Source organism: Pseudoalteromonas sp. NZS127 (assembly GCF_015864805.1).
GTDB lineage: Bacteria > Pseudomonadota > Gammaproteobacteria > Enterobacterales > Alteromonadaceae > Pseudoalteromonas > Pseudoalteromonas nigrifaciens.
This window is the reverse complement of the sequence record NZ_JADYWN010000005.1, coordinates 112,157-125,233: the sequence shown is the minus strand read 5'-3', so window position 1 is coordinate 125,233 and position 13,077 is coordinate 112,157. Positions and strand designations below refer to the sequence as shown.

The 13,077-nt window shown below is 40.5% G+C and carries 9 protein-coding genes and 1 tRNA gene; 6 read left to right on the top strand and 4 right to left on the bottom strand.

Going from position 1 to position 13,077, the window contains the following annotated elements; genetic code table 11:
* Window position 1: 1 nt before the first annotated feature.
* On the bottom strand, window positions 2–1,336 hold the full coding sequence (gene xseA, locus I6E78_RS07060) for an exodeoxyribonuclease VII large subunit (RefSeq protein ID WP_197182202.1): 1,335 nt from the start codon (window positions 1,334–1,336) through the stop codon (window positions 2–4).
* Window positions 1,337–1,472: 136 nt separating this feature from the next.
* Here xseA and guaB point away from each other — a divergent pair, with 136 nt between their 5' ends.
* Together guaB and guaA are read left to right on the top strand one after the other, a co-directional pair.
* The gene (guaB, locus tag I6E78_RS07055) at window positions 1,473–2,942 is read left to right on the top strand and encodes an IMP dehydrogenase (protein WP_011327346.1); all 1,470 of its coding nucleotides are present in this window, start codon (window positions 1,473–1,475) and stop codon (window positions 2,940–2,942) included.
* Window positions 2,943–3,048: 106 nt separating this feature from the next.
* Window positions 3,049–4,626 carry a glutamine-hydrolyzing GMP synthase gene (gene guaA, locus I6E78_RS07050; RefSeq protein WP_011327347.1) on the top strand — a complete coding sequence of 526 codons (1,578 nt, stop codon included), beginning with the start codon at window positions 3,049–3,051 and terminating at the stop codon, window positions 4,624–4,626.
* 85 nt (window positions 4,627–4,711) lie between these two features.
* Here the strand turns inward: guaA and I6E78_RS07045 are convergent, their stop codons facing one another.
* A complete protein-coding gene (locus I6E78_RS07045) occupies window positions 4,712–6,142 on the bottom strand; it encodes an MDR family MFS transporter (protein WP_011327348.1) in 1,431 nt (476 codons plus the stop codon).
* 66 nt (window positions 6,143–6,208) lie between these two features.
* Window positions 6,209–6,781 carry a TetR/AcrR family transcriptional regulator gene (locus I6E78_RS07040; protein ID WP_011327349.1) on the bottom strand — a complete coding sequence of 191 codons (573 nt, stop codon included), beginning with the start codon at window positions 6,779–6,781 and terminating at the stop codon, window positions 6,209–6,211.
* 680 nt (window positions 6,782–7,461) lie between these two features.
* Between I6E78_RS07040 and I6E78_RS07035 the strand changes: the two genes are divergently transcribed.
* The 3 genes from I6E78_RS07035 to rimI all read left to right on the top strand — a co-directional run bounded on the left by I6E78_RS07035 (window position 7,462) and on the right by rimI (window position 8,378).
* Window positions 7,462–7,538 (top strand) — tRNA-Trp (locus I6E78_RS07035).
* A 65-nt stretch (window positions 7,539–7,603) separates the two neighbouring features.
* Window positions 7,604–7,924 (top strand): hypothetical protein, encoded by a 321-nt coding sequence (locus I6E78_RS07030; protein ID WP_197182201.1) that lies wholly within the window; start codon window positions 7,604–7,606, stop codon window positions 7,922–7,924.
* Complete coding sequence (gene rimI / locus I6E78_RS07025; RefSeq protein ID WP_179808051.1) at window positions 7,911–8,378, top strand: ribosomal protein S18-alanine N-acetyltransferase; 468 nt, start codon at window positions 7,911–7,913, stop codon at window positions 8,376–8,378. Before I6E78_RS07030 ends, rimI begins: the two co-directional genes overlap by 14 nt.
* A 65-nt stretch (window positions 8,379–8,443) precedes the next feature.
* Here rimI and I6E78_RS07020 read toward each other — a convergent pair whose 3' ends face one another.
* A complete protein-coding gene (locus tag I6E78_RS07020; protein WP_197182200.1) occupies window positions 8,444–11,110 on the bottom strand; it encodes an ATP-binding protein in 2,667 nt (888 codons plus the stop codon).
* Window positions 11,111–11,476: 366 nt separating this feature from the next.
* On the opposite strand from I6E78_RS07020, the gene prfC reads away from it, so the two are divergent.
* A complete protein-coding gene (prfC, locus tag I6E78_RS07015; protein ID WP_197182199.1) occupies window positions 11,477–13,066 on the top strand; it encodes a peptide chain release factor 3 in 1,590 nt (529 codons plus the stop codon).
* Window positions 13,067–13,077 lie beyond the last annotated feature (11 nt).

Sequence of the window (13,077 nt, the reverse complement as noted above, 5' to 3'; positions counted from 1 at the left end):
GCTAACTTAGTACTTGCGAGTGTAACGTGCCGTCAACCAGTTCAGTAATTAAAGTATCTCCGACTTTTACATCCGCTACCGATTTAACCACCTTTTGCTTATCTGTTTTTGTAATACTATAGCCTCGCGCTAATACATTAAGTGGACTTACCGAATCTAGGCGACTTGCCTGCAGTGCTAAGCTGTTATTAGCTTGCTGTAATTGCTGCTGTATTGCTTGGTTAAGCCGAGTTTGTAATTGTGCGAGTTGGTGACTTGCTTGAGTGAGCTTTTTGTCGGGTGATTGGCGCATTAATCTAGGCGTTAAATTATTAAGGGTGCGCTCTTGTTGATATAAACTATTACGCATAGCTTGTTGTAGTGCAATGCTTAGTTCATCCAAGCGCTGCGCTTTTTGATTTAACTGATTACGCGGATGGCATAAATTTAACCTGTGCTGTAGTTGTAATGCTTGAGCGCGCTTTTCGCTCATATCGTGTTTAAACGCATTAGCAAGACGGTTAACTAGCTGAGTTACTTTATTATGTAACTCTTGCGTATTAGGGCTTACCAGCTCTGCCGCCGCAGAAGGCGTAGCTGCACGTACGTCGGCTACATAGTCGCTAATAGTGGTGTCGATTTCGTGGCCTACCGCGCTCACAATAGGCAGTTGGCTATTAAATATAGCGCGTGCAAGTTGCTCATGGTTAAAACACCATAAATCTTCTAAAGAGCCGCCACCACGCCCTAAAATAAGCACGTCTACTTCGCTGCGAATATTAGCCAACTCTATTTGTTTAATTAACTGCAGATGTGCGTCTTTACCTTGCACCATAGCTGGGTAAATAATAACTTCTAACTGCGGTGCGCGGCGTTTTAGTACGGTTAAAATATCTTTTATGGCCGCGCCAGTTGCAGAGGTTATTACCCCGATACGGTTAATGTTTTGCGGTAGAGGTTTTTTATAAACCGAGCTAAATAGCCCCTCAGCGGCTAAACGCATTTTTAGGGCGTCAAACTCTTGCTTAAGTTGTCCTTCGCCAGCAGGTTCCATATGTTCAACAATAAGTTGATAGTCGCCGCGTGGTTCATAAAGTGAAACGCGCGCTTTTACCGTTACCTGCGCACCGTTAATGGGTCGGTAACTTTGGTTACGATTATTGCCGCGCCACATGGCTGCTTTTATTTGTGCTTTATCGTCTTTTAACGAAAAATACCAATGCCCAGATGCCGGAGTAATAAAGTTCGAAATTTCGCCAGTTAGTACCAGCGAGGCAAAGCCTTGCTCGAGTAGGGTGCGTATTTCTCTATTAAGGCGTGACACGGTGTAAATCGTTTGCAAAGGCTTCGAAAACATAAAAAACTACCAAAAACTATTTATAACCCTAGTTTATCATAAATATTTACAAAATATGATTTACTAGTGCCAGCAACGCTGTTAAAATTTGGCCGCAATTCCTTATCTTAGATCCACCATGTGAGAAGTTGCCAAAATGCTTAGAATCGCTAAAGAAGCTCTTACCTTTGATGACGTACTTTTAGTACCTGGTCATTCTACTGTTTTGCCACATACGGCAAATATTTCAACTCGCTTAACGCGTGGAATCAAACTTAACTTGCCGCTTGTTTCAGCATCTATGGATACTGTTACCGAAGCTCGTTTAGCTATTGCCCTTGCGCAAGAAGGTGGTCTTGGTTTTATTCATAAAAACATGACTATTGCAGAACAAGCGAAAAACGTTCGTAAAGTTAAAACCTATGAAGCGGGTATTGTTACTTATCCTATTACAGTAACTGCCGATTTAACCATTGCAGATGCACTTGAGCTGTCGCAAGAAAAAGGTTTTTCGGGCTTTCCAGTAACTGATAGCGATAACAATCTTGTTGGTATTGTAACAGGGCGTGATATGCGCTTTGAAACTAAGCTTGAACAGCCTGTTTCTACTGTTATGACTAAAAAAGACAAGCTAGTTACTGTAAACGAAGGTGCTGCGCGCGAAGAGATTTTAGGCTTAATGCACGAACACCGCATTGAAAAAATTCTTGTGGTTGATGATGCGTTTAAACTAAAGGGCATGATCACCGTAAAAGATTACCAAAAAGCACAAGAAAAACCAGATGCCTGTAAAGACGACCAAGGTCGTTTGCGTGTAGGTGCTGCTGTGAGTGTTGGCGCAGGTACTGATGAGCGTATTGCTGCATTAGTAGAAGCAGGTATTGACGTATTACTTATCGATACTTCGCACGGCCATTCTCAAGGTGTTATTGACCGCGTTGCGAAAACCCGCAAAGAATACCCAGACTTACAAATTATTGCTGGTAACGTAGCAACAGCAGAAGGCGCTGTTGCGCTTGCAGACGCTGGAGCCGATGCGGTTAAAGTAGGAATAGGCCCAGGTTCTATTTGTACTACGCGTATTGTTACGGGTTGTGGTGTGCCACAAATTACGGCTATTTCAGATGCTGTTGATGGCTTAAAAGGCCGCGATATTCCGGTAATTGCCGATGGCGGTATTCGTTTTTCTGGCGATATTGTAAAAGCACTTGTTGCTGGTGCATCGTGTGTAATGGTGGGCTCTTTGCTTGCTGGTACTGAAGAAGCACCTGGCGAAGTAGAGCTTTACCAAGGCCGTTACTACAAATCATACCGTGGTATGGGCTCGTTAGGCGCGATGGATCAAAAAGAAGGTTCATCAGATCGTTACTTCCAAAAGTCAAACGAAGCCGACAAGTTAGTACCAGAAGGTATTGAAGGTCGCGTAGCGTACAAAGGTCCTATTGCAACTATTATCCATCAGCAAGTGGGCGGCCTGCGCAGCGCAATGGGCTTAACCGGTTGTGCCACTATTGAAGAGCTAAACACCAAACCACAGTTTGTACGTGTTACTTCAGCTGGTATGGGTGAGTCGCATGTACATGACGTGCAAATCACTAAAGAAGCACCTAACTACCGTTTAGGCTAATCAGCCGTAATTACATCAATTTATGGGCTAGTTTTACTAGCCCTTTTTAAATAGCTACTCACTATATCAGTAGCATTATTTAGCATCTGACTTTACGAGATACTCCATGAGCAAAGACATTCACGATTCACGAATTCTCATTTTAGACTTTGGTTCACAATACACTCAATTAATTGCCCGTCGTGTGCGCGAAATTGGTGTTTACTGTGAACTGTGGGCATGGGATGTGACCGAAGAGCAAATTCGCGAGTTCAACCCACAAGGTATTATTCTCTCTGGTGGCCCAGAGTCGACAACACTTGAAAACAGCCCACGCGCTCCTGAATATGTATTTAATGCTGGTGTGCCAGTACTAGGTATTTGCTACGGCATGCAAACTATGGCAGCTCAGCTTGGCGGCAGTGTACACAGCTCTGATAAAAAAGAGTTTGGTTACGCCCAAGTAGAAAAAGTGGGTAATTGTGCGTTGTTTGATGCGATAGAAGATCATATTACCGACGGCGGCAATGGCGTACTAGATGTATGGATGAGCCATGGCGATAAAGTAATGGATATTCCACAAAGCTTTAAAACCACAGCTAAAACATCTACGTGTCCGCATGCGGCAATGTCGAACGAAGAAAAACGCTTTTACGGCGTACAGTTTCATCCAGAAGTAACGCACACACATCAAGGGCAGCGTTTATTAGAGCGCTTTGCTATTGATATTTGTGGTTGTGAAAAATTATGGACTGCAGCAAAAATTATCGATAATGCCATTGAGCGCATTAAAGAAACAGTTGGCGATGACGAAGTTATTTTAGGTCTTTCGGGCGGTGTTGATTCATCGGTTGTGGCTATGCTTATTCACCGTGCAATTGGCGAAAAGCTAACTTGTGTATTTGTTGATAACGGCTTACTTCGTTTAAACGAAGGCCAGCAAGTTATGGACATGTTTGGTAATAAGTTTGGCCTAAACATTGTTAAAGTTGAAGCCGAAGAGCAATTTTTAAATGACCTTGCTGGTAAGTCAGACCCAGAAGATAAGCGTAAAGCCATTGGCCACACGTTTATTAATGTATTTGATGAGCAAGCTAAAAAGCTTAAAAATGCAAAATGGTTAGCGCAAGGTACAATTTATCCAGACGTAATTGAATCTGCGGCATCTGCCACCGGTAAAGCACACGTAATTAAATCGCACCACAATGTGGGCGGATTACCAGCAGACATGAAAATGGGCCTAGTTGAGCCGCTACGTGAGTTATTTAAAGATGAAGTACGTAAAATTGGCCTAGAGCTAGGTTTACCGTACGACATGCTTTACCGTCATCCTTTCCCTGGACCAGGTTTAGGTGTGCGTGTACTTGGCGAAATTAAAAAAGAATACTGTGATTTACTGCGTCGCGCCGATGCTATTTTCATCGAAGAGCTTCACAAAGCAGAGCTTTACCATAAAGTAAGCCAAGCGTTCACTGTGTTTTTACCGGTTAAATCGGTAGGGGTTATGGGTGATGCGCGTAAATACGATTGGGTTGTATCACTGCGCTGCGTGGAAACTATCGACTTTATGACCGCGCGCTGGTCACATTTACCATATGAATTTTTAGGTGTGGTTTCAAACCGTATCATTAATGAAATTGATGGTATTTCGCGTGTTGTTTACGATATTTCGGGTAAACCACCTGCAACTATTGAGTGGGAATAATCGCGCGTTAGCTACTAGCTAGTATTAGCAGTATATAAAAATAAAAGCCCATGATTTCATGGGCTTTTTTGTTGCTAATATTACTTTAAGTATTTTTAGATGACTTTATAAAGAACGACATAATTAACCCGCTAATCGCAAGTACAATTCCCAAAATAAACGCCGTTTGTACACCCGCTGTTAATGAGCTACTTACTGCAGAGGGCGCTGATGGATCGGCAACGTTTTCCAAAAAACTATTTTGAGAAGCCGACATGATTGTAATTGCCAAAGCGGTGCCAATTGAGCCAGATACTTGCAGTAAAGTGTTTATTAAAGCGGTCCCGTCAGCATATAGTTCTCTGGGGAGCTCATTTAAACCGTTTGTTTGCGCAGGCATCATAATTAATGTTACGCCAATCATGAGAGATGAATGCAAAAAGATAACCATTGCAATAGAGGTTTCTGTGGTTACATTCGACAGATTCCATAGCGTAATAATCATAATAATAAAGCCAGGTGTAAGTAGCCACTTAGAGCCAAACTTATCAAATATACGCCCCGCGATCGGAGACAAAGCGCCATTTATTATTCCACCTGGCATAAGCACAAGGCCAGCAGTAAGCGCAGTTAATCCAAGGCCAATTTGTAAATATAAAGGCAAAAGAATCATGGTTGATAAAATAATCATGAATGTGGCAGATACACTCAATAAACCTAAAGTATACTTTGGATATTTTAAAGTACGTAAATCTAACATTGGTTTATCGAGTTTAAACTGTCTTAACGAAAATATAATAAGAGAGATTAGCGCAATTATAATGGTACTAATTACTAGTAAGTTCCCCCATCCTTTTTCACCTGCAATACTAAAGCCATATACAATGCCACCAAACCCGACAGTCGATAACAAAATTGACAGCACATCTATTTTAGGCTTACTCAAAACAGAAACGTTCTGCACATAAGCCAGCCCGTATACTAATGAAAAAACAAGAAACGGAATGAGTAACCAAAGAATCCAATTCCAGCTCAACAGCTCAATAATCAGCCCCGAAGTAGCTGGTCCAACAGCCGGTGCTGTCATCATAACAAGGCCAATCAATCCCATAATAGTGCCTCTTTTATGAACAGGGAAAATGATGAGGGCTGTATGGAACATTAAGGGAATTAATAAGCCGGTTCCGATTGCCTGAATAATACGACCTAATAGTAAAACACTAAAAGAGGGGGCTATACCGGAAACTATCGCTCCAATAATCGAAAAAAGTAACGAAGCAACGAATAATTGCCGTGTACTAAACCATTGTATTAATAGTGCAGAAACGGGAATGAGGATCCCCATAGTCAGTAAGTAACCTGTTGTTATCCACTGCACGGTAGAGGAAACAACATCTAATTCACTCATTAAATTGCCAAGTGCCATATTTAAAGCCGTTTCGCTAAATAAGCCAATGAATCCGGCAATTAAAAAGGATATTAGAATAGGGACTGGTCTTATAACTGTTTTATCTTGTTCATATGCAATTGTAGACATTAAAACTCTCTTCGCTGATTAACTAAATTGACCTGTGTTGGTTGATACTTTATTTACTTTTTAAATTTACTTTTTAATAAGTAATGAGGGGATTTGCTCTGCTATTGTTTCAAGCGGCTTGCCCGTTTTCATTGTTAAAGCTAAGAGAATACCGCCCTCAGTTAGCGCATGAAAAACAGTAGCTAAACTAGTGGACTGTTGCTCTGTGTAGCCTGCTTCAAGAAACTTTTCAGTATAAATAGATTGCCAACTTTTAAAGGTAGCTTCACACGCCAAGCGAATAGGTTCACTAGTGGAATGTTTTTCTCCAGCAATAGTGCCAATTGGAGAGCCAAGAGGGGTTCCGCCTTGTCCAAACACTCTGGATAATTCATAAACATAAGCTTGAAAAGCATCTATTGGATTGGATACACCCGCAAAGTTTTTTTGAATATCTTCCATAACAAGTCTTTTAGTATTGTTAATTGCAGCAGTCGCCAACTGCTCTTTGCCTTTAGGAAAGTAGTAATACAAGGAGCCCTTAGGTACGCCACTTTCTTCAATTATGTCATTTAGGCCCACTCCGCAATATCCGCGCACTCTAAATAAGCGTGATGCCGTCTCAATTAGAACGTCTTTCGGCTTTACTTTTTCACTCATAACTAAAACACCTCAAATTATAACGACTGGTCTATTATTTCAATGGTAAGGAGGAATCGACTCTGTGTCAATGCTATCGGCTTTACATTTTATTTTGTGTAACCGGTAATATTATCACCAGCATGGCTCTAAAAATGCGCCAAAAGGCGATAGCCAAAGGGGGGCGGAATAGTACGCTTTGTTCTTATCAATATGGTTTGAAGGTGATAATTTAGCTACAAGAGCAAGTTTAAAGGGAATAGCGAAGATTTAAGAGCATGCTAAAATTAGTAAGGCAGGGAGCTTGAGTTATTCAAATTGTAAAAACTATTTAAAAAGTATCTAAAAGCTGCCTAGAAACCATCTAATAATTATCAGCAAATTATCAGCAAGCTATCAGTAAGTTATTAGCAAACTATCTAAATTAGTGCCTAGTTTTATTGAACCACAACAAATAGTAGTATCAGCACAGTGAGATAAAGTAAGCTACAGCACTTTATTGCTATTATATTTTTATTCACAAAACGTAAAAATAATTAATTTAGTGCTCGGCTATTAATATTTGCCTGAGTCTAAGTAATTAAAAAATGAAGAATTAGCCTGCTAATTCGTCGTTTTGTTTATTTAAAAGGCAATCAAACCAAAAAGATGATTTTTTTCTTTACCTTTGGCCAAAGGTCTCTATAATTCGTCGGTATTGCAGGGGCGTAGTTCCAATTGGTAGAACAGCGGTCTCCAAAACCGACGGTTGGGAGTTCGAATCTCTCCGCCCCTGCCATTTCTTCTTTACATCGAATTTATTACTTCTTATATTACCTTACTTACTAATTTCATCGAGTCGTTATGCATTCACGTTACGCAGCTGTTTTTGGTATAGAAAACCTCGAATTAAATCAGCATTATCAAACGGTTAATAACCAGTCAATAAATAATAAAGCAACTGACACTAAAGCAGACAGCGTCGCGCCTGAGCCTATTTCGCTCACAAGCCAGTTATTTGCAGATATAAAGCGTGCCATAGCCCCCATTACCATCAATAGTGTAATGCAAGGCACGGCACTGCAATTACATGGCGATCAGTTAGTTTTAACAAATTCACAGCTCAGTACTGCCGATAAACGTGCTTTATGGGCTTTAATGAGTGACCATCTTGATAAACTTTAAATCAGTAGACGCAACCGCTATACCGCAATTAATGGCTATAGAAACCGCATGCCACAGCCACCCGTGGACGTTAAATACCATGAGCTCATGTATTGGTGGGCGCTATTTTAATTTAGCAGCGTTTAACGGTGATACCATGGTAGGTTTTTATATTGGCGAAAAGGCCGGGCCCGACTTTACCTTGATGGATATTTGCGTTGCCCCAAGCGAGCAAGGAAAAGGCATTGCAAAACAGCTACTGAACCAGTTTATTGAATATGGTGAGCAGCAAAATGCTGAAAATTTATTTTTAGAAGTACGCGAATCAAATACCCCCGCAATAAAGCTCTACGAAAATGCAGGCTTTATAGAAATGTCAGTGCGTAAAAACTATTACCCAAGCGACAATCCTGCTAAAAACGGATTTGAAGACGCTATTTTAATGGGCATGGCACTGGGCTTAAACTTTCAATAATATTTTGTAGTGAAGAGTTTGCAGTGATAACTGTATAAAGAATATTGTTGCAGTAAGCCGATAACTTATACCGGCTTACTTTGCTCACTAATAACCTGCTCAATAGCGTTAATTAAGTTAGCTGTTAATTCGTTTAACGCGGCTTTGCTATCGCTTTTTAAATGATCTTCTAAACGCGCAGCACAGTGATAAATATCATCAAAGTTAAAACACCCAGCACTGCCTTTTATATTATGTGCTAATGCGCGTAATGCGACTAAGTTACCCGAAAATTGTAAGCTTTTTATTTCATCTAAATAAGTTGGCAGGTTAGCGACGTAATTTGCATTTATTTGTTGGAATTTTTCACTTTTGAGTATGTCGTCCCATTTATTTTGATTGTCTTTTTCAAGGTGTAGGTAACTTACTAATACGCTTTCTAGGGCATCTTTATCTATAGGTTTCGCCAGAGCCTTGTCGCATCCTGCAGCAATATATGTGTCTACGTCATGGTTCATTACATTCGCAGTGAGTGCGATTATAGGGCCGTCGTATGCAGCATGGCGTAATATTTTAGTCGCTTCTAGGCCACCCATTACTGGCATTTGCATATCCATAATAATTAACTGATAGTCGTTTACTAGCGCCATTTCTACCGCTTCAGCGCCATTGTTTGCTATGTCGGGCTCTAATCCCCAAGTTTGCAGCAGCAGCTTTATTAATAATTGATTATCGGGGTTATCTTCGGCCACTAAAATATGTGCATCAAAATTATTACTAGCGAAGGAAAGCAGCGGATCTTTTTCTGGAATGAGTTGATTGGATTGCTCTAAAAACAGGTTATCGGCTAATGGCGTTTGTAAATTACAGGCTATGGTTATAGTAAAGCAGCTACCTACATCTAATTCACTTTTAACGGTTATATCACCGCCAAGACGTTGTGCTAAATTTTTTGAAATACATAGCCCAAGCCCGGTGCCGCCAAAGCGACGGGTTGTGGTAGCGTCTGCTTGCTCAAAAGGAGTAAATAAGCGCTTAATTTGACTTTCAACCATACCAATTCCGCTATCTTGTATTACAAACATCAGCTCTTGGCTTGCTAGGTAATGAACCGTTATAGATACATGGCCTTGCTCGGTAAACTTAACTGCATTGCTGGCAATGTTGATCAGTATTTGTTTTAAGCGGGTTTCGTCGCTGTTTATAGTGTGTGGTAACGGGAGTTGATAATTAATACTAAGCTTTAGCTTTTTTTGTTGTGCCAGCGGTTCAATAATTGACTCAATGTCGTGCATTAAGCGCACTACATTTAGTGGGGCTTGCTCTACAGCAATTTTTTCGGCTTCAATTTTAGACAAATCTAAAATGTTATTTATTAACTCTAGTAAATGCTTAGAGTTGCGTAAAATAGTGCCTAAATGCTGTTTGTTGTTGGTGATTTTATCGTTATGTAAAAGCTGTTCGGTAAAGCCCATTATTGCCGTGAGTGGGGTACGAATTTCGTGGCTCATATTAGCCAAAAAGCGGCTTTTAAGTTGATTTGCTTGCTCTGCTTGGCCAATCGCAAGCTCTAACTGGCTGTTCATGGTTTCTAGCGCTTTGGTACGGCTTTCTACTTTGTCTTCGAGGTGATGTTTATATTCTTCTAATTGCTCTTGATAATGCCTAATTTGATTAACCATGTGATTAAAGTCGTTAAACAATATGCCTACTTCATCATCGGTGTGCGCGGGTAGTGAAACACCTAAATCGCCATCACCTACACGGTGGCTAGCTGCACCTAATAGCTCAATAGGATTAAGTAATAAATTACGCACTACAATAAAAATAAGTATTGGCAGCGTAATAACCGAAATAATAACAATTAAGCCGGTAATTAAGCTAATAGCCTTACCCGATTGATACAAAACGGCTTTAGGAATAGTCGATACATAATAACCACCGCTCATTTGCACCGCAAAAATCATCCGCTCTATTTTATCTATACTCGAAAGCTCTATGGTTGATAAAGAGCCAATGTCGGCTAAGTTATGTACTTGGTTGAGCTCAAATTCGCTAATATATTGGCCACGAATATTATAATCGGAACTAAATAAAATTTTCCCCTCATTACTAACGAGTAAGTTGAGGGTGTTGTTGTAGGGGGCTTCTAAAATACTGGTGTTAAGAATAGAAGGATCAATATGCAGTACTATAAAACCAAGCTGTTGTGGGCGCTTAAGATAGTAGTCAATGCTATAAATACGCTGAATAAAATACAAGCTGGTGGTGCCATCTGCTTTTTGCATCATAAACTGCTGTTGGCTTAAATTACTTTGCTGTACTTTGTCAAAAAAAGGATACGATTTTGGCGCTATGCTTAAATTACTTGAGTAGTAGGCATCGCTTTTGCCATTTACCGACATTAAGTTAATGCTAATAATATCGGGATAGGCCTCGCTATAACTGGCAAACACATCCATTAATGCACCTAGGCGATAGGTGTAGCCACCATCGGCATGTAAATCGTTAGCTAAAAAATCGTTCAATACGGGTGAGGTGGATAATAGCTTGGCAGTGGATTGAAATGAGTCAATATAGTTAAATACTTTTTGTTGTTGTTGTTCAACAAACCGGCTCATAATTAAATCAGCTTGTTTTTGTGTTGAGTTGGTTACATTAGTTAGCGTAAAACCACCTAAAAATAACAGCGGAAGTATAACTAACGGCGTTATATACCATAATAACCTAATGCTTAACTTACTGGTTTTCATTACCAAACAACACATCCTCCATGTAATGTTAGTAATAATATGTTTTACAGCTATATTACTCAAGCTTAGCGTTTGTTTATTGTGCTGGTAATATTTATAACTAAGCACAATTTAGGACAATAATTGAGTAAATACGCGCTCTGGGAGAGTTAATAAAAAAAGAATCAGTTAATAACTAAGCATTGATTGTTTATAGAGTGAAGATCAGCGAAAATAGTCTTCAATTACGATTAACATAACGGATCGCGTGTGAGGAGCCAAATTGGGTTCTTCCTAGGGTGTGTTGAGCTTTCGGGGTTGAGCAATATTAGCTCTGAAACGTCAGCATACATAAATGTCCGTATTCAAACTAAAAGAACTTTTTTAATGGCAGAGCAAAATCTCCTCAGTGAAATTAATAAACGACGTACCTTCGCGATTATTTCGCATCCAGATGCGGGTAAAACCACTATCACCGAAAAAGTACTCTTATTCGGACAAGCTATCCAAAAAGCCGGTACAGTAAAAGGCCGTGGCTCTAACCAGCATGCTAAATCTGACTGGATGGACATGGAAAAAGAGCGTGGTATTTCTGTTACTACCTCAGTAATGCAGTTTCCGTATAAAAACGCCTTGGTTAACCTGCTCGACACACCTGGACACGAAGACTTCTCAGAAGATACGTACCGTACCCTAACAGCAGTCGATTCGTGCTTAATGGTTATTGATGCGGCCAAAGGTGTAGAAGACCGTACGCGTAAATTAATGGAAGTAACACGCCTGCGTACTACGCCAATTGTTACTTTTATGAATAAATGTGACCGTGATATACGCGACCCAATGGAGCTGCTTGACGAAGTTGAAACCGAGCTTAAAATAGCGTGTGCGCCTATTACTTGGCCGATTGGGAGTGGTAAAGGCTTTAAAGGTGTTTATCATATTCATAACGATGAAGCGGTTTTATATAAAACTGGCCAAGGTCATAAAATTCAAGACGTGCGCACCATTAAAGGGATAGATAACCCAGAACTGGTTGATGCTATTGGTGACGATCTTGCCGCGCAATTACGCGATGAGCTAGAGCTGGTTATTGGCGCATCAAATGAATTTGATTTAGAGCTGTTTTTAGTCGCCGAACTATCGCCAGTTTATTTTGGTACAGCACTAGGTAACTTTGGTGTTGACCATGTACTTGACGGCTTAACTAAATGGGCGCCAACGCCATTACCACGTGAAGCAGAAGACCGCCAAGTAGTTGCCACTGAAGAGAACTTTACTGGCTTTGTATTTAAAATTCAGGCCAATATGGACCCGAAACACCGCGACCGAATTGCCTTTATGCGCATAGTGTCGGGTAAATACAGCCAAGGCATGAAAATGAATCATGTGCGAATTGGCAAACAAGTAAGTATTTCTGATGCGGTTACGTTTATGGCTGGCGATCGTGAGCGCGCAGGTGATGCATTCGCTGGCGACATTATTGGTTTACATAACCACGGTACGATTCAAATAGGTGATACTTTTACCCAAGGTGAAAAGCTTAAGTTTAGTGGTATTCCTAACTTTGCACCGGAATTATTCCGCCGTATTCGTTTACGTGATCCGCTTAAGCAAAAGCAGTTATTAAAAGGCTTAGTACAACTTTCAGAAGAGGGTGCTGTACAGGTATTTAGACCGCTAATAAACAACGATTTAATTGTAGGCGCAGTAGGTGTACTTCAGTTTGATGTGGTTGTAGCGCGCTTAAAAGCAGAATATAACGTAGATGCAATTTACGAAGGGGTTAACGTAAATACAGCCCGCTGGGTAAGTAGCGACGACGTTAAAAAGTTTGAAGACTTTAAGCGTAAATGTGAAAGCAACCTAGCCTTAGATGGCGGCGATAATTTAACTTACATAGCGCCAAGCCGTGTAAACCTTAATTTATCAGTAGAGCGCTACCCAGAAGTCACCTTTAGCCATACACGCGAAAACTAAAGCCAGCTTAG